This window comes from Anabaenopsis elenkinii CCIBt3563 (assembly GCF_015245355.1).
GTDB lineage: Bacteria > Cyanobacteriota > Cyanobacteriia > Cyanobacteriales > Nostocaceae > Anabaenopsis > Anabaenopsis elenkinii.
In genome coordinates, this window is sequence record NZ_CP063311.1 from 2,491,701 (window position 1) to 2,515,350 (window position 23,650).

Annotated in this window: 17 protein-coding genes and 2 pseudogenes; 13 read left to right on the plus strand and 6 right to left on the minus strand. The window is 40.8% G+C overall.

Going from position 1 to position 23,650, the window contains the following annotated elements; all coding sequences use genetic code 11:
• Positions 1-14: 14 nt before the first annotated feature.
• Positions 15-1,400, minus strand: coding sequence for a cation:proton antiporter (locus IM676_RS10980; protein WP_200986955.1), 1,386 nt, complete (start codon positions 1,398-1,400; stop codon positions 15-17).
• Between the two features lie 70 nt (positions 1,401-1,470).
• Positions 1,471-3,153, minus strand: coding sequence for a bicarbonate transporter BicA (gene bicA / locus IM676_RS10985; protein ID WP_200986956.1), 1,683 nt, complete (start codon positions 3,151-3,153; stop codon positions 1,471-1,473).
• Between the two features lie 673 nt (positions 3,154-3,826).
• Here bicA and IM676_RS10990 point away from each other — a divergent pair.
• The 3 genes from IM676_RS10990 (at position 3,827) to IM676_RS11000 (ending at position 7,111) form a co-directional block, all read left to right on the plus strand.
• Positions 3,827-5,716: a transketolase gene (locus IM676_RS10990; RefSeq protein WP_200986957.1), complete on the plus strand. Its 1,890-nt coding sequence runs from the start codon at positions 3,827-3,829 to the stop codon at positions 5,714-5,716.
• Positions 5,717-5,804: 88 nt separating this feature from the next.
• Positions 5,805-6,038: a hypothetical protein gene (locus IM676_RS10995; protein ID WP_200986958.1), complete on the plus strand. Its 234-nt coding sequence runs from the start codon at positions 5,805-5,807 to the stop codon at positions 6,036-6,038.
• A gap of 198 nt (positions 6,039-6,236) precedes the next feature.
• A protein-coding gene (locus IM676_RS11000) for an IS630 family transposase (protein ID WP_200986959.1) occupies positions 6,237-7,111 on the plus strand; the annotation gives its coding sequence in 2 pieces (ribosomal slippage) (positions 6,237-6,566 and positions 6,569-7,111; 873 coding nt in all).
• On the opposite strand, the pseudogene tnpA reads toward IM676_RS11000, so the two are convergent.
• Positions 7,092-7,491, minus strand: a pseudogene (tnpA, locus tag IM676_RS11005) (IS200/IS605 family transposase); the annotation flags it as partial. The gene IM676_RS11000 and the pseudogene tnpA sit on opposite strands and share 20 nt — an antisense overlap.
• Here tnpA and IM676_RS20260 point away from each other — a divergent pair.
• Both IM676_RS20260 and IM676_RS11010 read left to right on the plus strand, forming a co-directional pair.
• Positions 7,476-7,523: pseudogene (locus IM676_RS20260) on the plus strand (hypothetical protein); the annotation flags it as partial. The pseudogenes tnpA and IM676_RS20260 overlap by 16 nt on opposite strands.
• A gap of 21 nt (positions 7,524-7,544) precedes the next feature.
• A complete protein-coding gene (locus IM676_RS11010; protein ID WP_263973182.1) occupies positions 7,545-7,673 on the plus strand; it encodes a hypothetical protein in 129 nt (42 codons plus the stop codon).
• Between the two features lie 206 nt (positions 7,674-7,879).
• Here the strand turns inward: IM676_RS11010 and IM676_RS11015 are convergent, their stop codons facing one another.
• The 3 genes from IM676_RS11015 to IM676_RS11025 all read right to left on the minus strand — a co-directional run bounded on the left by IM676_RS11015 (position 7,880) and on the right by IM676_RS11025 (position 11,833).
• A complete protein-coding gene (locus tag IM676_RS11015) occupies positions 7,880-9,259 on the minus strand; it encodes an IS4 family transposase (protein ID WP_200986960.1) in 1,380 nt (459 codons plus the stop codon).
• Between the two features lie 169 nt (positions 9,260-9,428).
• Positions 9,429-10,433 carry a UDP-glucose 4-epimerase GalE gene (gene galE, locus IM676_RS11020; RefSeq protein ID WP_200986961.1) on the minus strand — a complete coding sequence of 335 codons (1,005 nt, stop codon included), beginning with the start codon at positions 10,431-10,433 and terminating at the stop codon, positions 9,429-9,431.
• A complete protein-coding gene (locus IM676_RS11025) occupies positions 10,430-11,833 on the minus strand; it encodes a sugar transferase (RefSeq protein WP_200986962.1) in 1,404 nt (467 codons plus the stop codon). The genes galE and IM676_RS11025 overlap by 4 nt, the downstream gene beginning before the upstream one ends.
• A gap of 613 nt (positions 11,834-12,446) precedes the next feature.
• On the opposite strand from IM676_RS11025, the gene IM676_RS11030 reads away from it, so the two are divergent.
• From IM676_RS11030 to IM676_RS11065, 8 genes are all read left to right on the plus strand, one after another.
• Positions 12,447-14,642, plus strand: a complete 2,196-nt coding sequence (locus IM676_RS11030; protein ID WP_200986963.1) for a GumC family protein — start codon at positions 12,447-12,449, stop codon at positions 14,640-14,642.
• Positions 14,643-14,913: 271 nt separating this feature from the next.
• Entirely contained in the window at positions 14,914-15,267 is a 354-nt protein-coding gene (locus IM676_RS11035) for a hypothetical protein (protein WP_200986964.1), read from the plus strand.
• Positions 15,268-15,372: 105 nt separating this feature from the next.
• Positions 15,373-17,190 carry an ABC transporter ATP-binding protein gene (locus IM676_RS11040; RefSeq protein WP_225880332.1) on the plus strand — a complete coding sequence of 606 codons (1,818 nt, stop codon included), beginning with the start codon at positions 15,373-15,375 and terminating at the stop codon, positions 17,188-17,190.
• 65 nt (positions 17,191-17,255) lie between these two features.
• Positions 17,256-18,788, plus strand: a complete 1,533-nt coding sequence (locus tag IM676_RS11045) for a hypothetical protein (protein ID WP_200986965.1) — start codon at positions 17,256-17,258, stop codon at positions 18,786-18,788.
• 177 nt (positions 18,789-18,965) lie between these two features.
• The gene (locus IM676_RS11050) at positions 18,966-20,189 is read left to right on the plus strand and encodes an EpsG family protein (protein WP_225880333.1); all 1,224 of its coding nucleotides are present in this window, start codon (positions 18,966-18,968) and stop codon (positions 20,187-20,189) included.
• 5 nt (positions 20,190-20,194) lie between these two features.
• Positions 20,195-21,373: a glycosyltransferase family 4 protein gene (locus IM676_RS11055; RefSeq protein WP_225880334.1), complete on the plus strand. Its 1,179-nt coding sequence runs from the start codon at positions 20,195-20,197 to the stop codon at positions 21,371-21,373.
• Between the two features lie 8 nt (positions 21,374-21,381).
• Positions 21,382-22,476 carry a polysaccharide pyruvyl transferase family protein gene (locus IM676_RS11060; RefSeq protein WP_200986968.1) on the plus strand — a complete coding sequence of 365 codons (1,095 nt, stop codon included), beginning with the start codon at positions 21,382-21,384 and terminating at the stop codon, positions 22,474-22,476.
• 124 nt (positions 22,477-22,600) lie between these two features.
• The gene (locus tag IM676_RS11065) at positions 22,601-23,557 is read left to right on the plus strand and encodes a glycosyltransferase family protein (RefSeq protein ID WP_200986969.1); all 957 of its coding nucleotides are present in this window, start codon (positions 22,601-22,603) and stop codon (positions 23,555-23,557) included.
• Positions 23,558-23,650 lie beyond the last annotated feature (93 nt).

The window sequence follows — 23,650 nt, forward strand, 5'->3', positions numbered from 1 at the left end:
AATAAGTAACTAGCCTATGAAACATTGGCTTCCTCTAACGATTTTTTTTCTGCGGGTGGTTGTTTAAATGCAAACCGCAATAAAGGTGGTGCCAGGAAGGTTGTCAAAATCACCATGATAATAATCGCCGCTTGTAGTGGTTTATCCAGAGTACCACTAGCAGCACCAATCCCCGCAAATACTAACCCGACTTCACCACGGGGAATCATCCCTACACCAACCGCTAATCGGTTAATTTTAGCTTGGCCAAAAACTGACCAACCAGTGACAACTTTGCCAATAATCGCGACCACAATTAAGAAGGTAGCAATGATTAAACCTTCACGATTTCCCGGAACTAAAGGATTAAGAACACCTAAATCAACCTTGGCACCAACTGCAACAAAGAATACTGGGACTAAAATATCGGCAATGGGTTTGACCTGCTCATCTAGCTCTTTGCGTTTATCCGTTTCATCCAAAACTAAGCCGGCTGCAAATGCCCCTAGGATAGCCTCTAAATGAATAGCATTAGCCAAAAAAGCCATCAAGAACGCAAAGATAAATGCTGGTATAATTAAGTTGCCTCTGGTTTGCAATTTATTAGCAATGGCGACAAAACTTTGATTGAAATATTTACCCAGCAAGATTGAACCGACCAGAAAAACTGTAGCGCTGGCAATCAAATAGATGACATTTAAAATATCAACTTCCCCTGTTTTGGCTAAACTAGCTACTACTGCCAAGACAATGATACCTAAGATGTCATCAATAACCGCTGCACCGACAATTATTTGCCCCTCAGAAGATTTCAACTGCCCCAGTTCCGACAAAACTTTAGAGGTAATACCAATACTAGTAGCTGTCAGTGCCGCACCTGCAAAAATTGCCGGAATTAAAGGAGCATGAAATAAGAACAGCAGTCCTGCAGTTCCAGCCGCAAAGGGCACAGCTACCCCGACACAAGCGACAATTGTTGCCTGATAACCAACTTTGGTCAGTTCTTTTAAGTCTGATTCCAAACCAATTTCAAATAACAAAATGATCACACCCAGTTCAGCCAGGACAGAAATGATTTCACTTTGGCTGTGAAAAATTTCTGCGACTGCTTCCGGGCTGATGTTGTTAATCAATTGCAGGATTGTCATAATGGTGGAGTCAGCAGCTACAGCGCCACTCTCAGTAAATACCACTAAATGTAGTGCTGAAGCACCTACGACAACCCCAGCCAGTAATTCACCTAAAACAGGAGGTAGATCGATGATTCTAGAAAACTCACCACCAATTTTACTGGCCAGATAAATTACAACCAAACTGAGTAAGACACCAGCCAAGACAATGGGGGCATTTTCCGCTTCCCCAGTGGTAGCCAGGTAGGGATTTTGCCACACTGAGTTAATTATCAATTCCGAAAAAGTCATCTTATTTATCTGTTGTGTTGATTAATTATGCTGTGTAATTAACGCCTGTAACATTCAGTAATTTACACCACTATTGAGATTGTTGAGTGTTACTACCACTGACTGCATAGGTATCTACTAAAGCCAAAGCTCTGCTAAGTGCTTCGGCACGATTCATGAACCAATGCTCCCGGGAGACGAAATTTAACACACCCAGCTTTTCTAAGCGGCGTTTCACTTTCCCAGATGCACCAACAATTAAGATTTTACGACCTTGCTCATAAGCATCTTTAATGGCATTTTCAATGGCTAAAGATGCGGTTACACCCAACATTGGCACATCGCTGATATCTAAAATCAATACGTCGGAGTCGGCCATTGCTGAATGTTCCCGGGCGATCGCTTTAGAAACTCCAAAGATCATCGGTCCACTGAGGTAGAATAAGACCACCCGCCCATTAGCTTGATCAAATAATGCCTTCTCCTCATCGTTCAAGACAATGGCATCATCAGCATCGGTAATGGTTTTGACATCCTGAGATTGGAAGTGGGAAAGACGTTCAATGGTTAAAATATTGGCAATGAACACTCCCACACCCACAGCAATAATTAAGTCAACAAATACGGTTAAGAACATGACACCGTACATAATCAGCGCCCCTTTGAGGGACACCTGATGAGCGCGTTTTAAAAAGCTCCAGTCAAGAATGTCAATCCCCACTTTCAGGGCAATACCCGCCAATACTGCCATGGGGATGCTTTGAGTTAAACTAGATCCCCACAAAACTACAACCAGTAGAATTAGGGCGCGAGTTATACCAGATAAAGCTGTTTGAGCACCGGTTTGGATATTCACTACTGTTCCCATGGTTGCACCCGCCCCTGGCAGTCCACCACATAAACCAGATACTATGTTACCAATACCTTGACCAATTAATTCCTTATCAGATTTGTGTTCGGTACGGGTCAAACTATCAGCAATTACGGCAGTTAATAAAGTATCAATACAGCCGAGCATCCCCAACATTACCCCATTAATCACCATCACAGTAATTTGTGATGCCTGGAAGGTAGGCATTTGTAATGTTGGTAATCCCATGGTAATTTCCCCAATTCTTCTGATGTTATCATCGCCGAAAAATACCAGGGAAACTATTGTGACTACTACTAAAGCAACTAATTGGGGTGGAGCAAAACGCTTGTATTTAGATGGTATTAAGAAAATAATTGCCAAAGTCATGCATCCCAAGGAGGTTTCCGCAAGATTAATCTTGCTCAACAGTTCCGGCAAAGCTTGCACCATTCCTAAAACCCCACCTTTAGGACTAGATTGTCCCAAAAAGGGGGCAATTTGTAGCAGAATTAAGATCACGCCAATGCCAGACATGAACCCAGAAATGACGCTGTAGGGCATGAGGGTAATATATTTACCCAGCTTGAATATTCCGAATAAGATTTGAAATACCCCTGCCAGCATCACTACTGTAAATGCCATTGCCAAGCCGTTCTCTGGGTTACTCGCTATCATCGAACTGACAATAGCAGTCATGACCACAGTCATCGGCCCGGTAGGTTCAGAAATCAGAGTTGGAGTCCCGCCAAATAAGGCGGCGAACAAGCCCACGCAAACTGCACCATAAAGACCAGCAGCCGGACCTGCGCCAGAGGCAACACCGAATGCCAGTGCTAGAGGTAGGGAAACGATGGCGGCAGTTAGTCCACCAAATAAATCCCCTTGTAAGTTTCTAAAATGTATAGTATTTGTCAATTGCATATTGAGGTCATTGTGATAGGGAAAGGAATTAGAAGTATAATTTGTTGCAGAAAAATTTACCTTTTCTAGGACAAGTGACTAAATAGTCATCGTCCATAGAGAAGGCTCGGGTCAAAGGTACTAAGAATGAATCACCTGAAAAACTTATATGATTTACCCGTAAAAATAGTCTACAGGTTTATCACTCAATATTATTGATTTACAAGCCTGAATTTTAAATAAAAATTAAATTAATCCCATAGAGAAAAAGCTATGTTTCTTAGGAAATACATAGAAAACAATCAAACTTATAAGCAGAAGCTATATTAATTTATATGTCAAGTTGAAAAAACAATGCAGATATCTGGTAAGGAAGATATCGATTTAATTTAGTCTTTATTAATTCCGATACCATATCTGGCAGAGTTATGGTGAGGCTCTGTGCAAGAAGTATATATGTATAGCTGGTGGTAGATTGTGAAAACCGGGATTTATTCCCTGAGAAAGTAGTTATGACATCTGGGACTGTGTACAGTAAACCCAGGAGGAGTGCAGTTTGGTGAGTCACCAATCACTACAGAAAATCAAAGATTACATAACAGTGGCAAAACTCTGTTCCGAGGAAGTTAGGGAGTTTAGTCAAAAATTGCGTGAATTCTAGTAACTACGTGTATTTTCATTTAGGAAAACTACTATGACCACACACGAGGAACTGCACCAATGGCATGAATTAGCACAACAATTGCGGGTAGACAGTATTCGCAGTACCACCATTGCTGGTTCAGGTCATCCTACCTCGTCCATGTCACCGGCGGATCTGATGGCGATTTTACTCTCTAAGTATCTCCGCTATGACTTCGATCACCCAGGAAATCCCAATAATGACCGCTTGATTTTCTCCAAGGGTCATGCAGCACCATTACTATATAGTATGTATAAGGCAGCGGGAGTCATTAGCGATGAAGAACTGCGATCGCTACGACATTTTGGCAGTCGTTTAGAAGGTCATCCCACACCTGCTTTACCTTGGGTGGATGTAGCGACAGGTTCTCTGGGACAGGGATTAGCCATTGGTGTCGGCATAGCTTTAGCAGGTAAATATTTAGATCAACTACCCTATCATACATGGGTGCTATTGGGTGATAGTGAAATCGCCGAAGGGTCAATATGGGAAGCCTTTGATCATGCGGCACACTATACCTTAGACAACCTCATTGCCATTATTGATGTCAATCGCCTTGGTCAAAGGGGTCAAACTGAATTAGGATGGAATACACAAGCTTATGCCAACCGTGCTAGAGCCTTTGGCTGGCAAGCCATTGAAATTGACGGTCATAATTTAACCGAGATAGATCAAGCATATAGCGCCGCCATCACTGTGAACGATCACCCCACAGTAATTATTGCTCGTACCATTAAAGGTAAAGGGGTGACATCCCTAGAAGACTTAGGTGGGTGGCATGGTAAAGCCCTAAAACCTGATGCTCAAACCCAGGCCATTGCCGAGTTAGGTGGTGAACGGCAGATGATCATTGAGGTAGATAAACCAGAAGAACAAAGACAACCAGCCAGCATTGGTAAGGCTAAAGCACTACAACTACCCACATACAACAAAGGTGGAAAAGTCGCCACAAGACGGGCTTATGGTGACACTTTGTTAGCATTAGGAGCAGCCCAACCAAATGTGATTGCCTTGGATGCGGAGGTAAGTAATTCCACTTATGCCGAAGACTTTGCCGAAGCCTATCCTGAGCGCTACTTTGAGATGTACATTGCTGAACAGCAAATGGTAGCAGCTGCTGTGGGCTTGCAGGTGAGAAAATACAAACCCTTCGCTTCTACCTTCGCCGCCTTCTTAACTCGTGCTTACGACTTTATCAGGATGGCGGCTGTTTCTCACGCCAACATTAAATTAGTTGGTTCCCATGCAGGGGTATCCATTGGTCAAGATGGGGCTTCACAGATGGCTTTAGAAGATTTAGCCGCATTCCGAGCCGTGTGGAGTAGTACGGTACTGTATCCCAGTGATGCCAATCAAACAGCCAAATTAGTGGCACAAATGAGCGATCGCGACGGTATTGTTTACCTGCGCACCACCAGAGAAAGTACACCCGTCATCTATGATCCTCAAGAACAATTCCCCATTGGTGGGAGCAAAATCATTCACAGTTCCCACCGTGACCAAGCAACAGTGATTGGTGCAGGTATTACAGTACATGAAGCCATTAAAGCCTATGACAGACTGAAAAAAGAAGGCATCACAATTCGCGTCATCGATGCTTATTCGGTCAAGCCCATAGATGTGCCGACACTACATCAAGCCGCACGGGATACTAAAGGTAATTTAGTCGTTGTCGAAGATCACTGGATAGAAGGAGGATTAGGTGCTGCAGTCCTGGATAGCTTTGCTGGTACTAGTAATACTCCCTTTTATCAGGGGCCACAACTGCGATTAATTAAATTAGCCGTGCGGGATATGCCAGCTTCAGGCACACCAGAAGAACTACTTCATGCTGCCAAAATCGATGCTGATGCCATTGTGGAAGCGGTGAAATCCCAAGTTAGACAGCCAGTAGGGGTATAAAAACTAAAATATAACTCTTTCCTCCGATAGGAGTTAACAGTAAAAGCCACAGTTATCTTAGAAACTACTGTGACCAGGAGTTAGGAAAATGACTGACAAGTATCATACAGGAACCAACGACGAACACTTTAACCTGATTAGCGTATTGTACCACGCCCTCAAGTGTTCCGCTTGCTGTGAAACATATATCAAAGATGCCGAACAAGCGGGCGATCGCGAACTCGTCCAATTCTTCCAAAATATCAAACAGGAAAACCAGAAAACAGCAGACAGAGCCAAGCAAATGCTAGCCAAGCGCACAGAGCAACTAGTAGCACATTAGATAACCAGGAATAGACCAATAATACAACGGCGAGCTAGCCCCTAAATTCTATTTATGGGGGCTAGCCGTTGGCGATTTTAATCGCTGTTAAGTTTCTTTTTGATTTTGAATGTACATTTTATAGCAACCGCCAAGGTAATTTAAGCATAAACTATAAGTAGTCCCTTTTCATGTGAAGCGATCGCTTGCTACAGGTATATGCCCAAGCCGTACAGTTACGACCTTCGTCAAAAAGTAATCCAAGCGATTGAACTCGATGGCTTGAAGAAAACTCAAGCCAGTCAAATGTTTAATATTAGTCGCAACACCATCACCCTATGGTTGAAGCGAAAAACCGAAACGGGGGACTTCCAAGCCTTGCCTAATCAGCGTCCTGGGAATGGTCACAAAATTACCGATTGGGAAAAATTTCGTGAGTTTGCTTCCGTACATGGCGATAAAACCCAAGTAGAGATGGCCTCACTTTGGCCTGAAGAAATTAGCGATCGCACAATCTCAAGAGCTTTGAAAAAAATTGGTTTTACGCGAAAAAAAAGACTTATGGCTACCGTGAGCGCGATGAGGTCAAACGACAGGCTTTCGTAACGCAGTTGTCTGAGTTACCTGTGGAGAAGATTGTATACCTCGATGAGTCAGGAATGGACAACCGAGACCAGTATGATTACGGTTGGAACTCAAAAGGACAGCGCTTCCATGCACTTAAATCAGGTCGTCGTGAAGGTCGGGTGAACATAATTGCCGCGCTGTGTAACCATAAGCTGATAGCTCCTTTCACTGTTGAGGGTGCGTGTAATCGAATAGTATTTGAGACTTGGCTTGAAGCTTGTTTGCTTCCCACACTCAAACCAGGACAGGTTGTGGTGATGGATAATGCCACATTTCATAAAGGTGGGCGCATTCAACAACTGATTCAGTACGCAGGGTGTGAAGTGCTGTACCTACCACCTTATTCTCCAGACCTGAATCAGATTGAAAAATGTTGGTCTTGGTTAAAAAGTCGAATCCGCAAAAAACTTGAGCGGTTTGATTCTTTACGAGATGCCATTGAGGATGTCTTGCTTTTTGCGTCCTAACCTCCTTGGCGGTTGCTATAACTGTCTCTAGTGGCGCACCCCCGACTGTGGAAACAAAATAAGAATTAGTCCATAAAGTAGGTAATCTACGTTTCAACTGGTGGAAATTCTAATCGCAAATACCTAGAAGTTGCACCCTTAAATCTTTTTACAACTCGATGTATTCCTTGAGGGTCAACTTCTACCAATAAATGCACATGGTCTGGCATGATTTCCATCTCTATAATTTCAATGTTAATTTCAATCGCTATTTGAGCAAGTAACTCTTTTAATCGAGAAGCGATTGCGTTCACGAGAACTGGTCTTCTATATTTAGGGCAAAAAATAACATGATATTTACACGAATAAACAACATTGTGGTGCAATAGTTTACAAATCACTTAGCACTAGAACTCATTCTTGCTTGCATTGTGGTCACATAGAACAACGTGATGTGAATGCAGCCAAAGTAATTTTAAGTCGTGCAAACGCTAGGGGTGGGCAACCCCAAAGTAACGCCAGTCGAGATGTTCCCTCTACTTCTGTTGGTCGTAAGACCTCCAAAAGCAAGGAACGTCAGTGACGCACCGAATCCCCTGCCTTCAGGCATCTATCCATTACCCACATCTTTCTTAACATTGCTGGAAGGCAAACACAATAAAGGTTGTAGAGATGTGCATAGTGGGGAGGATTGACAAAAAAGAATAAGTATGGATATTGAGAAGACCCAACAGGTGATTGAGTTTTTGAATACAGGGGCGAGGGGCTACCCTCCGCCATAGGCGATCGCTAAATGTCAAGATAAGATGGGGAATCGGAGTGAAGTAATTGCCAAGTAGCAGCAATATCGTGTAAGCGTCGTAGCCCACGCCAAATGGTTTTCACACCCGGTTCACCATCACCTTTGCGACCCAAAAAACCACCAAGAGTGGCAATCATTCGCACAGCATCATGCAAAGAAGGTGGGTGGTCTGGAGGAATAGGATTTTTGTTGATAGTGGCACATAAGGACTGCCATTCACTGTTTTCCAAAACAACATCACAAGGTAAATCAGGATGAACTCGTGCTTGATAAGTAAGCCATAACAATCGCCAAGCGACAATAGTATAAGTGGCTAGTGCCATGTGAATTCGGTCAGCAGTTTCCAGTTGTAATTTCTCGATGCCACAGCCACTTTTTAATGTGTAATGATAACGTTCTATCAACCAACGGTAAGTGTACCATTGAACACAACATGCAGCATCTTCTAGACTGTTAATTTCTAAGCTAGTAATTAATAACCAACTAATGGGATTTGTTCCTGGAGGTGGATTTTCCTCTTCTGCCAAAATTACTTGTAACCTGACAGGTTTTAGCTGTAAACGTCCAATATGGTGTAATGGTACTTGAATATCAAAACTCGTGAACCTAATTGTCAGTCTCGCCTGTCTGGAACTATGTTCTGGAGAGCGTTTTACTTCTACAGTCACTGTTCCAGATGCTTCGATTTGACGAATGGCAAGATGTAGATATTTGCCACAATGGTCTACTTTACGATTATGAGTCCCACGAATTAGTAAGTGTGATTTTTCTCGACGTTGCTGGTTAAAAAGGTCAAATATATCCGCCTCTGAGTCACCTATTGTTACTACTTCAATTTCTGAGGGAATCAAATTTTGTGTAGTCTGCAACCCATCCAACCAACGTTGACTTTCTTTTTCTTTTGTCTCTCGTTGACGACGTTTTTTAGCAATACCTAAATTCTCTTGTTCTCTTGCCCATACTTGCTGCTCAATAATTCCTAACGGTACTCCATTACTTGTGGCTGCAAGTGTTGAATGTACTTTTAATCCTGATGATTTTCTGTGGTCAAGATAACCTACTCCTTTTGTGGCTGGGTGCGATGTTAAATCTATGTTTGTTGTATCTTGTATTGCCAATACTATCTCATGTTTTTTGATTCTTTCTATGGTGCTGGATGTGTGGGCAGCACGAATATCACCTGCTTGAAAATGTGGTGATTTCCAAAAATTATATGTTGCCTTTGTTGCTGCTATATTTCCACAAGCAAGTGGTACACTACTATCTGGTTGTGCTGCCAAATCTTCTACTATCCTGATTAACCGCTTGTTTCGACGTGCATCCCCTAAGTTTACCTGTGCCAATTCTTTCGCTGCCCACTTTTCCATGATGCCATTACCCACTCTTCTCTTTCAAAACTATAGCCATCAAGGCTTTCACTCTGATGTTAAGTCTTTTGTCTAATTGTTAAGAAAGATGTGGGTAATGGATAGCTTCAGGCATGGGGAGTGTCAAAATCTCTATTGTCTATTCCCCAGCTCCTTCAAAAAAACCATATCAACCAACACCAACCACCGAAATCAAATCCCGACGACACCTTTCCCAAGCCAGAGTAGTAGAAATAATTTCATCCAGATCATTATATTTTGGTTGCCAACCCAGTAAGCCACCGATTTGATCAGCACTAGCGATCACACAAGCCGGGTCACCGGGGCGACGTTCTGTTTCCACGACTGGAAAATCCACCCCAGAAATCTCCTTCACCCGTTCAATCACCTCACGGACACTGTATCCTTGTCCATAACCACAATTGAGAACTTGACTATCGTGACCTTGCTGCAGATAAGTCAAAGCATTTAAATGTGCGGCGGCTAAATCCTCCACATGAATATAGTCTCTAATTGCCGTCCCATCTGGTGTAGAAAAATCCGTACCAAAAATTTGCACCCCTGCTCTGCGTTGCAATGCAGCATCACAAGTGACGCGAATCAAATGAGATGCATCTTTTAACATCTGCCCCAATCGCCCACCAGGCTCGGCTCCGGCTACATTAAAGTAACGTAAAATTACGTAACGTAAATCAGAAGCCTTGGCATAGTCACGAATCAGCCACTCACAAGCAAGTTTAGAGCGTCCATAGGGATTAATCGGTTCAGTGGGCGTAGATTCAGTTACGGGAACTGTTGCAGGTTGTCCATAGACAGCCGCAGTACTAGAAAAGATAATTTGCCTTACACCCCTCTTGTGACAACAACGGAGTAAATTCAGGGTATTGCGAGTATTGTTAGCGTAATAATCTAGGGGATAAGAAACAGACTCGGGTACACTCAGGCTAGCAGCAAAGTGTAAAACAGCGGTAAATTCGTGCTGAGAAAATACCCGCCACAGGTGTTGTAAATCTTGTAAATCACCAATAATTAACTCACCATGCAATACTGCTTGGGGTGAACCTGTAGAACAATTGTCATAGACGACAACATCATAACCTGCTTCCCCCAGCTGACGAACTACATGGGAGCCAATGTATCCGGCTCCCCCGGTGACTAAGACTTTTTGATTCATCTACCTTTACCTAGTAGTACTACCCGAATAGTTTTGAAAAAGATGGCTAAATCTAAAACCAGAGAATAATTTTTGATGTAGTACAGGTCATAAGCTAGTTTTTCCCTAGCATCCTCCACTGATGCGCCGTAGGGGTACATCACCTGGGCCCAACCTGTAATTCCCGGTTTGACAACATAACGTAAGTCATAGTAGGGAATTTCTTCTCGCAACTTGACATCAAATTCTGGTCTTTCTGGACGCGGCCCAATGAGGCTCATTTCTCCCCGGAGGACGTTGAAAATCTGTGGGAGTTCATCGATTCTCATCAGGCGTAACCAGCGTCCTACCCTGGTGATTCGCGGATCTTGTTGGTTCGCCCATTGCGCCCCCCGTTTTTCCGCATCCTCATACATAGATCGGAACTTGTACACCCTAAAGGGTTTTCCATCCACACCAGCTCGTATCTGTGTGTAAAACACTGGTCCTGGACTATCTAACTTAATAGCTACTATTACTAGCAACATCAGCGGAGATAAAAAGGCCAGTAATAACCATGCCAGAATAATGTCTAATATACGTTTGAGCTTTTGGCTGATGCTATCAGCTGCTAAATTAAAACCATTACCAAAAGCTAGCCAGTTATCCTGAAGCACAGATGAGGGAAGTTTATACCACAAGGTTTCACAAATATCAGGAATCCCATAGATGGAAACGCCAGACAAACGTAACTGGATTAACTGCTGTATATGTGCATCAGATAATTGTGTTCCTACTATTACCCCTGACCAAGATTGTTGACTCCATTGGGGTAGGTCATTGAGGCTCCCCGTAGAAACTCGATTACTTTTTTCTAACTTATTGATGTTCTCCTCGGCGGTTGTGAGTATCACCAGATGACCTAATGAACTCTGTTCTAAAAAGGTTTCCGCAAATAAAATGGTTTTTTTACTTGCACCTAAAATTAACCAACGTCTTTGTTGAGCTTGCGATCGCGCCCAGTTTGAACCCCATATTCTTAATCCTATAGCCCAGATGGTAAATATCCCTAAACTAGGGAGTAAAATCCCTGGTTCTAAAACCAGATATTTTCCCCAAACACCAGTAAAGTAAATCAGAGATGCCATCATGCAGCCTATAACCGCATTACTAATCAAAATCCGGTAGGGAGCGCGTAAACCTGATATTTGGCTTTCTGGATGGTAAGTATTTGCTAAATACAGCCCGGCGAGAACTAGGCAAAAAAATAAATAAATTACACCTTCAGAACTCTTGATATTTTCAGCCCCCCGCCACCAGAGAAAAAGGGATAAACTCAAAAATAAACCTAGAATATCCCCTAATAACAGTAAGACACAGAGGATATGATCTGTGTAATGTAAATTCCTGGTTTTTTGGCGAATAGGAAAAGTCGTATTCATATGCGTAAATTAGGAAAAAGTCCCAACATTTATGCTAAAAGTCCTCAGAAAAATACATGATGATTTATCGAAAAACAAGCCATGATTTTCATGAATACACCAACTGATTCTCATCAGACGGATATTTGTTGTATTAATGGTTATTTAGTGTCATGGAGAACTTAATATATTCCGAGTCGCCACTTCTATGTCAAAATTACGTAAATTTATAAATTAAGTAAAATCCCCTAGTTTGCTGGTCATGAGGTATGGAGATTAAGTAATTTTTCGGTGAGAATAGCTCAAGTAATTACTCTTAGGTTGCTGTACAGAAATAATGAAAATTAAGTATTTACTACATTTAGATGAAAACAGTAGAATTACGTTTGTTATTAACATGAAAAATATTGGATAATTCACCATGTTATTGATTAATTGTCAGAGGATATTAAGAGGATGTTTGATAAGTTTTCAACAGAGAACAGGGAACACAGAACAAAAAGGAAAGCAATAAAATCAAGTCCCATTCCCTCCACAAGGAAAGGGTGAGGGTGGGCTAAAACAATATTTGATACATTAATCATAACTTTTAAATCATAACTTTTAAAATATCCTATAAAGTATTAACTGATCTATGCCTTACTATCAAGAAGACCAAGACGAAATTAATTTACAAAAGTATTGGCTCACTGTAAAAAGACGTTGGTTACTGATAGCAACAATTATCGGGTCTGTTTTTGGACTGACAGCCTTCGTCACTTTTAGTCAAAAGCCGATTTATCAAGCCGAAGGTCAGCTGATTTTTGATAAGCAAAATAGTATTTCTTCCCTGACAGGTGTGAGTGAGAGCCTGGGAGAACTCAGTGGTGTGGGAGTTGGTTCCAACCCTTTGGACACCCAAGCTGAAATTATTCGCTCTCACCCCCTAATTCAAAAAACTATTTCTGAGTTACAGCTAAATAATCAAGATGGAGAACCTTTAGGAATCAATAGTTTCCGGAGTAACTTAAAAGTAGAAAGTATTCGAGGTACTGATGTTTTGCAGATTTCCTACCGGAGTGTTGACCCTGAAGAAGCCAAAGCCGTAGTCAATCAATTAATGTCCGCCTATCTAGAAAATAATGTGCTGACTAACCGTTCCCAAGCTACAGCAGCAAGGGAATTTTTAAGTAAGGAATTACCCGTGGTTGAAGCACAAGTTGCAGAAGCGGAATTAGCACTACGTCGGTTTAAAGAAAAATACCAGGTTGTACTCTTAGAAGAAGAAGCTAAACAAGGAGTTGAAAGACTCTATGAAATATCTAACCAGATCACTCTACTGCGGGCGCGATTAGTAGATGCTAACAGCCGTTCTGCTGCTTTGCAAAATCAACTGGGATTGAATATACAGCAAGCTACGGCAATTAATACTTTGAGTCAGTCAGCAGCAGTACAACAAGTGCTATCAGAATACCAACAGGTTCAAGATCAGTTGGCTGTAGAAAGGTCAAGGTTAACAGAACAACATCCCACAGTTGTGAACTTATTGGAGAAAGAACAAGCTCTTAGGGCACAGTTAGAAGCAAGAGTTACCCAAACCCTGGGTAGTTCACAGCCAATTCCAGAGCAAAATTTACAAATGGGAGAACTCAAACAAGCCTTAACTGCTAATTTGGTGCAAGTAGAAGTAGAACGACTGGGTTTGGAGAATCAAGTTAATGTATTGAACCAGGCTTTTACCACCGATGAAGCCCGTCTGAGAACCTTACCCAAGCTGGAACAACAACAACTACAGCTACAACGACAGCTACAAGTGGCAAGAGTCATCTACGAACAAATGCTGACAAGATTCCAAGAAGTGCAAGTGGTGGAAAACCAGAATGTTGGTAATGCCAGAATTATTTCTCAGGCTTTATTGCCGGATAAATCCGTTTCTCCTCGTATTCAATTGAATTTGGCACTAGGGGGATTTTTAGGATTCTTCTTGGCTTTTGCAGCCGCTTTATTACTAGATGCTGTAGACAAATCTGTGAAAACAGCTGAAGAAGCCCAGGAACTGTTCGGTTATCCTTTGTTGGGTACCGTTCCTAAGCTATCTCGTGAGCAGAATACAACAGAATTACCTGTACTCAATAACCCCTACTCATCGGTGAATGCAGCCTTTGAAATGCTGCAAATCAACCTTGGTTTTAGCCTGTCAGACCAGGAACTCAAGGTGATTGTCGTCAGCAGCTGTTTACCTGGTGAGGGTAAATCTTTTGTGGCGGCTAATTTGGCAGTGGCTACTGCCCAGATGGGAAGGCGAGTACTATTAATTGATGCAGATATGCGCCGTCCCCGTCAACATGAACTGTGGAAACAACCTAACTTGATGGGGTTAAGTAATATTTTAGTGGGGCAAGCTACTTTGGCACAAACCACTCACGAAGTCATAGTAAATCTAGAGTTGGTCACGGCGGGAACTATACCCCCTAACGCGGCGGCGCTGTTGGACTCACAGCGGATGCAGCAGTTACTGCAACAGGCTTCCCAAGATTATGATTGCGTGATTATTGACACGCCACCTTTAAGATTTATTGCTGATGCCTCAATTATCGGCAAAATGGCAGATGGAGTGTTATTAGTTGCCCGTCCTGGTGTGGTTAATTCTGATGCCATTATCACTACAAAGACACTGCTAGAAAATTCACGGTTGTCCGTGTTGGGCATGGTGGTAAATGCCGTATCTAACAATAGTAGTTACTCCTACAATCATTATTATGACTATCATGCTAAAAACCGAGATAGGAAAAATCAGACTATTGAGTCTCAATTCAAAGAAATAACCGGTAAATGGTTCAATAAATCGTAATTTTTACTAGGTAATCTTCTGTAAATATAAACATAAACTAGGAAAAACTTTGACAAATTATTACCTCATACTATCACCGGATGATATTCCGTAGAAATACGTTTTTGAAAATTCCATGAAATTACCTATTGTGTTTTTATGGAGAACGCATAAGATATAAAAATTAATTAATCAAATTCTTTTTTTCACGACTTAGATGTTAATCCATCTGAATAAGTTTAACCCCTCCAAAACTAACTTTACTATCTGCTGTATATATTAGGAGATCAAATTGGCAAGAAGGTGCGATCGCAATCGGAAATGGTCAAAATGCAGAGCTATTTACTGTCCTATTCATGGATGTTATCTTGATAGCGTTAGTCAAAAATATAGGATTGATGCTGATAAATTTTTAAGTCGGCGGTCTGGGTCTTTATTAATAAGCAAATATAGAACAGTTCCCATCATAGCAGAGTGGTTAGAGGCTTTTTGGTGTCAAGAGTGTCAGCAAAAAAATTGGTATTATATCCGTCACTTTGATGACGGGAAATACGAGATTTCTTTAGCTCCCAGGGAACTATGGCAACAGTTAACAGGGGTAATGGGTTCTCAGGGTAATCCTGCTGTAGGTGAGTTTACGCGGTGAACGCCAGATCCCTTCGCTGTCATACTTGAAATTCTTTGATTCTCTTTAAAATCTTACAGATAAAAGGACTCCCAGATTTTTCATCCAGTCAAAAGCCAACCGTATATGCACAGTAAAAAGCGACATAAGCACAGTCAAACATTAATTAAGGAATTACGGCAATTGTGGGGCTACCTGAGTGGTCGCCGTCAGGTGCAGTTGGGGGCTTTGCTACTGCTGATGCTGCTGTCTTCTGTGAGTGAGATGGTTAGTGTGGGGGCAATTTTTCCCTTTCTGGGAGCCTTGACTAATGCACAGATGCTGTTGAATGCTCCCCATCTCCAACCAGTATTAAACTTATTACAGATTCAGACCCCAACCCAACTAGTGAGGGCCTTAGCTGTGGGGTTCATTGTCGCCGCAGTGTTGGCTAATGGGCTGCGGTTGCTGACCCTGCATGTGCGGTTGCGCTTGGCTGCAGCGGTGGGTTCTGATATCAGTAGCCAAGTTTATCACACTACCCTGCGACAGCCCTACAGTTTCCATGTGCAGCACAACAGTAGCGATTTGATGCAGACAGTAACCGGGGATACCACGCTTCTGACTAGTAATATCTTGATACCCTTGGTGGCGTTTTTGACGGATGCCCTGGTTATACCTGCTTTAATGGGGACGCTATTATTCATTGATGGCAACATTGCCCTCTGGACAGGAGTAATTTTAGGGGGAGCCTACACAGTGATTTATCGCACCCGGCAACGTTTACTCAAGCGTAATAGCAAAATTATCGCTGAATCAGGGCAACGGAAAATCAAGGTAGTGCAGGAGGGGATTGGCGGGATTCGGGATGTGCTATTGGGACATTCCCAAGAATTTTTTGAGCGGGTGTATCTGGGGGCGGAGGCTGCTTTCAAGCAAGCTACAGCAACTAATTTGATTATTTCCCAGTCCCCCAGATATCTCATAGAGGCTTTGGCATTGTCTGCGATCGCCCTTTTAGCACTGAGTTTAGGTCAAAATGGGGATTTTAGCCAGGCGGTGCCAGTATTAGGTAGTTTAGCCCTGGGGGCGAAACGGTTACTACCGGCTTTACAAGAGGCTTTTGCATCTGTGGCAAAAATTCAGGGGTCGCGGGCGGCGTTAACGCGGGTGTTAGTAGCCTTAGAACGACCCATTGAGCCACTGCTGGGAACGGCTCTTACCAGGCCCTTGGGGTTGGAACAGGAACTACGGTTTGAGGGGGTATGGTTTGGTTATCACCAGGAAACACCCTGGGTATTGCGTGATTTTCACCTGCAGATTGTCGCCAAGACCACAGTAGGGTTTGTGGGGAGTACGGGAAGTGGGAAAAGTACCACAGCAGATTTAATTTTGGGACTTCTGCAGCCAAATAAAGGCACAATATGGGTAGATGGGTTACCTTTACAAGGTGAGAGGTTACGCCAATGGCAACAGAGTATTGCCCATGTACCCCAGCAGATTTTTCTGAGTGATGGCACTATTGCGGAGAATATTGCTTTTGGGATTCCTCAAGACCAGATTGATTTTGAGCAAGTGCGAAAGGCGGCGCGGTTGGCTCAGATTGATGAATTTATAGAGGGATTACCAGCTAAATATGATACCTACGTAGGAGAGCGGGGAATTCGGCTGAGTGGGGGTCAACGGCAGCGTATAGGCATTGCCCGGGCGCTGTATCGCAATGCCTCGGTGATTGTGTTTGATGAGGCGACGAGTGCGCTGGATAATGCGACAGAGCGGGAGGTGATGGCGGCTATTGAGGGGTTGAGTCATCAGTTGACGGTAATTTTAATTGCCCACAGGTTAAGTACGGTGCAGAGGTGTGATTTGGTGGTGGAGTTAAGTCAGGGGCGAGTGGTGGCTCAGGGGAGTTATCGGGACTTGTTACAAAGGTCTGCCAGTTTTCAGCGCCTCGCGGCACTTTAAATACACTTATGAATACCTAAAGCTAAACAATTTTACTGATACTAAGAATAACAAAATTGAAAACCATGAAGTTAGATAAAATCCTGGACTCAAAACTGATTAGCCAATATTGTCTCAATGACCCACCAATTACACTGGTTTGCGATTTGGCAGCGGCGTTTCCGCTCTATTTGTATTTAGCTGCAGATCAGCAAACCCTGCTTTATTCTATTTCAATCACAGCACTCTTAAATGATACACGAGTGAAAAAGCCTTTAACTGTCTCCCATGAGGGAATTTCGTTTTTATTACAAAGTGGGGTAGTCCCACCGCCAAAAACCGCTTATGAAAATGTGTTTATTATTGGTATTGGTGACAGTGTCCAAGTTAAAACCATCAATGAAAAAATTCAGCTGACATTCAAGCATGAGTTTCCTTTTCTCAATGCTAATCGTCTGAATCAGGATGAGATGCAGCCAGATGAAGACCTGATTTTGCAGATGTTAGCAGCAGCAACCATATCGCGTATTGATCCTAGCAAACCCAGTTTTTTATTCCACAGCGCTGGTAAAGATAGTAATACCATAGCTTTAGCCTTGGCAGAGGCGGGTTGGCAAGATCAGGTGACACTCATCACACACAAATCCAAAGGACAGGCGGACGAGAGTGAAGTTTCACGCTCTATTGCTAAAAAGCTGGGCTTCCAACATCGAACCCTCTACGAAGTTGATCACTTAGAATCGCCACACAAAAAAATTATTGAAGAGTTTTTCACTAATGCGCCTTTTCCTTGCACCGATGGTGTGACCTTAGCTTACCCTCTGTATACTTTACAAATTTCGGAGTTAGTTGGCGCAAATATTATTGATGGGATGGGAAATGATGTATATATGTCGAGAAATATTAGCTTTCGTGATTTAAAGCGGTTGTATTTTTCTCAATTCTTCTCAAAATTCACTCTTCTTCGCTCCTGGGTCTCATCTGAGAATAAACTCTCCCTTTTTCTACGTACTCCTGCAGAAATGTGTAACATGGGTGGGCTGAGTTATGGTGACAGTAAAAAAATATTTACTCAAACTATATCGGTTTATCCATACTGGGAACATCAATCCGTCCTACGCAGCAATTGGGATTACTATGATTTCAAAAGTGACTTGGGGACACCAATTTCCTGTGAAATGTTTACTAGAAAGGTGAGAAATTTTTGTGATAGTAGTCAATGTAACCTTATATTACCATTTGCTCATCAAAGCATCGCTGAATACTTCGGCAAAATGCCAGAAGTCTACTTGTTTGATCGCAAACAACTCAAGAACAAGCTGATTTTGCGTCAGATACTTAAAAGTCGTATTGGACTAGATTCTGATATGGTCGGCAAAATGCACTTTACCTATGACTACCGCAGTGTTGTACTGCAAAATTGGGACTGGTTTAGCCAAGAAATCCAACAATGTCACCTGTGGAATCAATCGGCGATGGTGACATTATTGGCTAGATTGAAATTAATCATGTTAAGCAAGCATCAGTCTTCTGAGTTTTCAAGAAACTTGATATATCGTGTATATTTACTGTCAGCTTGGTTTAATCGCAATAGATATCTTAGTGGCTCGAATAAATAAATATCAATTTGACTTTTAAGATTAAGAGAGTGTAGTAATTCTAACTTTTTCCTGATTGAGCATATCTCAATCAGCAGACTTTAATTTCAAATATTATCAAAGACTTGATATTCTGATTTTCAGAATTAATTTCTCACGAAATTAATTCAAATAGTAATTAATTAGGCTTTCCTCAAAATGGATATTTGGTTAGTATTAACTATTTTATTATCAACTGTAATATTAATTGACTATTTGATTAATACTAACAACACCAAAATTAACATGGTGACAGTTTTTATTGTATTGCTCCTCAGCACATTAGTAGGTTTACGCGGTGAAATGGGTCAAGATTATCAATCTTATATTGATATTTTTTATAGAATACCTGCTTTTGTTGATAAAGGTTTTGATGCTGTATTACAGGGTTCAGATAATTTTCGGATAGAACCTTTGTATATTTTAATAATTTCTATATTCAAGAGTTTTATTCCTATTTATAACGTATATATTTTTTGCCAGACTCTTGGGATTTTGGTGCTATTCATTTGGTCACTAAGTAGGATTAAAGCACCAATAAACATTGGTCTTTATATTTTTTTCTTCAACTACTATCTCAATTCATTTGGTCAACAAAGAATGGGAATTGCTTATGCTTTATGCTTTTTAGCATCGACATTTTTTGTAGAGCGTCAATTCCGAAGTTTCTTTGTTACTGTTGGTATTTCAAGTGTTTTTCACTATGTATCGGTGTTCCTTTTATTGGCTATGTTCCTCAAATATGTACCAGTATTGAACTTACAGTTAAACAAATATAAAAAAGTAAATTTGACCAATACTAACATTAAAACAAAACATTTGGATGTAGCTATTAATCATAAATCTCTCAGTATCTCATCTTGGTACTTAAAGGCTATAATCTTATTTCTAGTAGTAATTATTATTAGTTTATATATCATTAATTTTAAAACGATAGCAGTATTTATCTCTACAAATAGTTTCTTAAGTTCTTTTCGACCCATCAAGACTTTAACCGGTTACATACTCAAGGCTGAATCTGAAGTATTACCGACACGCGAAAGTGCAATCCGGGGGTTTATTTCATATGTTATTTTGTTATTTACCTTATATTTCCGACGTAAATTCTGGCTAAATCCAGAGACTGGAATCTTATTTTCTTTACTGACATTGGGTTGGATATTTTGGATATTTAACTATGATTTACCTTGGGCAGCACATCGAGTACGTGATTTATATTGGTCTAATATAATAGGTCTTGGAGCTTTAGTTACAGTAGGCGAGCGTAAAGTCTATCCCCTAGCTACTATAATGATTCTTGTTTTTAGTATTTATTCTTTTTATAGTCAAATAGCTAGGGGAATCGGTCCTTATGTTCCCATAGAAAATAACCTGATTTTTTGAGGATTATGATATATCAATCACAAGAAAATATGAATCTCAACCAAGACATAATTAAAGAGATAATTATTGTTTCTGCTTCTTATCCCTCTCCAGAACAACCTTACATTGGCATTTTTGTAAAAAACATTGCTTCTGGTTGGAAGCAGCTTGGAGCAAAAGTTGTCGTCATATCTCCACAGCCTATTCTAGGAAAAGGAAAGCTCATTCAACCATTGTTATCGAAAACAGAAGATGATATAAAAGTAATACGACCATTTTTACCAAATATCAGCAGAATTTTTGTTTGGAACCGACGCCTTCAACATTTAATTCAGGAATTGATTTTTTCAGCCGCCTGTTCTTGGGGCTTAAGATATGTTTCATCACCTCCCACATTTGTCTATTGTCATTTTCTTAGCACTGTTCAAGGCGCTCATCGGGTAGCTGAAGCTTTTAATGCTCCTTTATTCGTTGGTTGTGGTGAGTCTAAGATTGAATATGGAGTTGATAAACTATCACTTAAAAGTAAAAATATCATCGCCGAATCGACGTCGGGATTAATTTCTAACTCGCCAGTGATTTCCCATCACCTACAGCTAAGTGGACTAGTCAAAAAAACTCCCATTCTCACGATTCCAAACCGAGCAGATCCAAAACAATTTTTCCCAGTTGATATGCTTAAAGCACGCCTTAAAAAAGGAATAAATCCTGCGGCTTTTGTGATGATCTATGTAGGTCAGTTTATAGAGCGGAAAGGATATAAACAGCTATTAGATGCTCTGGGTTTACTTCCTGACATGAAGGCAGTTTTGATTGGGAAAGGAAATGCTCCCCCTTTATCTGAGCAAATTATTTTTAGTGGCTGTGTTGACCACAAAGAGCTACCGCAATGGTTAGGTTGCGCAAATGTATTTGTTCTACCTACGAGGGGAGAAGGCTGTTCTAATGCTATCTCGGAGGCCATGGCTATGGGAATTCCTATCGTTAGTTCAGATGTACCAGAAGTGAGATGCCAAGTTTTTCCCAATTCGTCAATTTTAGTAAATCCAAACTCCCCCGATGAAATTGCTAGCGCTATTAAGGTCATCCAGAGTCGGTACACTGAATATCGGCTAAAAGCAGTCGCTAATGCTGAAACTATCTCAAAACAGAGTAGGGCTGAGGTCATATTCAACTGGATTGAAAAAAGGATTGATAAACAGTAATTTAAATTATGAAAAATCTACTTTACACCCTGCGTGGAGTTCCCGCGGAAAATCTGGGGGATCTGCTAATTAACAATTGCCTTATCCGGGAGATTGCTAAATACGTTAACGTTGATGTGCTGCATAGCAAAAAAGATTTAAATGTTTTAAAGAAGATGAGTTGCTTTGATTTAGCAAATGTGAGACTAATTGAATCTGATAAAAATTTTGATGCTAAACTTTTATTCTCCATCTTATTGGGAAAGTCCAAATATGAATATTTTTGTATTACTCCAGGACACTTGCGACTGCAAAAACTACAGCATAGATTACGCTACATTAAAAACCAGATCATTTTATTTGTGATGCAGTCATGGGGTCTTAAGTGTATTTGGATCTGCAAATCACTTGATTCACTTACTCTACCTGAACGCATCTTGGAAAAAATTATTTCTAAGTATATTCACAGGTATTCAGTGAGAGATAGTCTAAGTTTGGCTAACAACAAATTATCGGCAGAAGTTTGGCCGGATTTAGCATTTCTTATAGAGCCTAATCACAATAATCAACAAGAGGTATACGGAAAAAAACTAATTCTTTCTTTTCGAGGGGATAGAGGTGAAAATACACAAAAGATTATTGAGTTATTTGCTGTAAAATTGATGAATGAAAGTGGTGGAAGTAGTTATTTTCAAAAGGTTATCTGTCTTGCTAATGTAAATAGAGATGTCTCCTGGATGAGACAACTGGCTAATAAGCTGAGTTCACAGATCCCAACTCCGGTGGAATTTATCCACAATTCAGACCTGAGTGATAGCCTCAAGCTTTATGAGCACGATTCAATAGTAATTACGGATCGTTTGCATGTCGCACTTCCAGCAATGATCAATGGTACATTAGCATTTCCATTTCTTGAACAGTCGTTAGACAATAAGATATTGGGAATATACCAGGATATGCACTGGAACGAGCTAGTCATTTTCCGCCATCCCCAATTAGAGAATTTATCTCTGATTGATAGTCTAAAAAAATATGAATATCTCAAAATGCAGCAAATTAATTTATCTGTGAAACAAGCTACAGATAAACTTCATTTTCAAATCGGAGAAATATTTTCTCAATAGCTTGAATAGAATTTTGTCTATGAAATGTTATCTTGATGAAATTGATATTTATTGGAATTTGAAAATTAAATATATCCTAGGAAAAATAAATTACTGTTAATTAGACTCTCATTTGGTTTAAACTATGAATTATTCTCCCATTGCACTTTTTGTCTATAAGCGTCCTGAGCATACTCGCCGTACATTAGAAAGTCTGATGCAGTGTCCTGAGTTTGCTGAGAGTCCCATCTATGTTTTTTGTGATGGTGTCAAAAAAGAAGAAGATAGAGAAAAGGTAAATCAAACTCGTGAATTAGTTCACTCTTTATTAAATGAAAAAGCCAAGATTATAGAATCTTCAGAAAATAAGGGTCTAGCAAATTCAATCATTGCTGGAGTCAGTCATATATGTGAAATATATGGTCGTGTAATAGTTCTAGAGGACGATTTAGTAGTAGCGCCGGAGTTCTTAACATTCTTAAACGCAGCTTTAGATAAGTACCAAGATCAAGAGTCGGTAATGCAAGTCTCTGGTTATATGTTTCCAATTCCCGAGTTAATAGGGGAAACTGAAGCCCTATTTTTACCCTTCACATATTCTTGGGGATGGGCTACATGGCAAAGGGCTTGGTCAAAGTTTGACCCACAAAGTACTGGCTGGGAAGTATTAAAGAGTGATAAAGATATGCGATCGCGGTTTGATTTAGATGATAACTATGGTTTCTTTGATATGCTAAATCAACAAATGTCTGGCAAAATAGATTCTTGGGCAGTTCGCTGGTATTTGAGTGTTTTTAAACACAATGGATATGTACTATATCCTCCCAACAGTTACGTTACTAATATTGGTTTAGATGGTAGTGGTACACATGGTTCTTGGTACGTAAATCAACGTTTAAAACCGATTCAGGATCAAGAAAACTTCAGAAAATTTATACTACCGAATCATATTGAAATCAAGGAACAGAAATTTGAGATTATTAAGAAATATCTCCGAAGTTTACAGCCAAAATGGGTTAAATTCCTGAAAAAGTTATTGATTCCTAGTTGGATTGTAAAACTTCGTCAATGTGCCTTAGCCATTCGTAAATACTTGGGTTGAATATTCTGATTATCTCAGAGGATGTTTTAAAACTTCTGATTAGTGTATCAAATATTGTTTTACCCCACCCTAACCCTCCCCTTGTAAGGGGAG

Bases quoted from the DNA above. Each gene is read 5' to 3' on its own strand.
- IM676_RS10980 (WP_200986955.1), bottom strand. From the start codon at position 1,400: ATGACTTTTTCGGAATTGATAATTAACTCAGTGTGGCAAAATCCCTAC.
- bicA (WP_200986956.1), bottom strand. From the start codon at position 3,153: ATGCAATTGACAAATACTATACATTTTAGAAACTTACAAGGGGATTTA.
- IM676_RS10990 (WP_200986957.1), top strand. From the start codon at position 3,827: ATGACCACACACGAGGAACTGCACCAATGGCATGAATTAGCACAACAA.
- IM676_RS10995 (WP_200986958.1), top strand. From the start codon at position 5,805: ATGACTGACAAGTATCATACAGGAACCAACGACGAACACTTTAACCTG.
- IM676_RS11015 (WP_200986960.1), bottom strand. From the start codon at position 9,259: ATGGAAAAGTGGGCAGCGAAAGAATTGGCACAGGTAAACTTAGGGGAT.
- galE (WP_200986961.1), bottom strand. From the start codon at position 10,433: ATGAATCAAAAAGTCTTAGTCACCGGGGGAGCCGGATACATTGGCTCC.
- IM676_RS11025 (WP_200986962.1), bottom strand. From the start codon at position 11,833: ATGAATACGACTTTTCCTATTCGCCAAAAAACCAGGAATTTACATTAC.
- IM676_RS11030 (WP_200986963.1), top strand. From the start codon at position 12,447: ATGCCTTACTATCAAGAAGACCAAGACGAAATTAATTTACAAAAGTAT.
- IM676_RS11040 (WP_225880332.1), top strand. From the start codon at position 15,373: ATGCACAGTAAAAAGCGACATAAGCACAGTCAAACATTAATTAAGGAA.
- IM676_RS11045 (WP_200986965.1), top strand. From the start codon at position 17,256: ATGAAGTTAGATAAAATCCTGGACTCAAAACTGATTAGCCAATATTGT.
- IM676_RS11050 (WP_225880333.1), top strand. From the start codon at position 18,966: ATGGATATTTGGTTAGTATTAACTATTTTATTATCAACTGTAATATTA.
- IM676_RS11055 (WP_225880334.1), top strand. From the start codon at position 20,195: ATGATATATCAATCACAAGAAAATATGAATCTCAACCAAGACATAATT.
- IM676_RS11060 (WP_200986968.1), top strand. From the start codon at position 21,382: ATGAAAAATCTACTTTACACCCTGCGTGGAGTTCCCGCGGAAAATCTG.
- IM676_RS11065 (WP_200986969.1), top strand. From the start codon at position 22,601: ATGAATTATTCTCCCATTGCACTTTTTGTCTATAAGCGTCCTGAGCAT.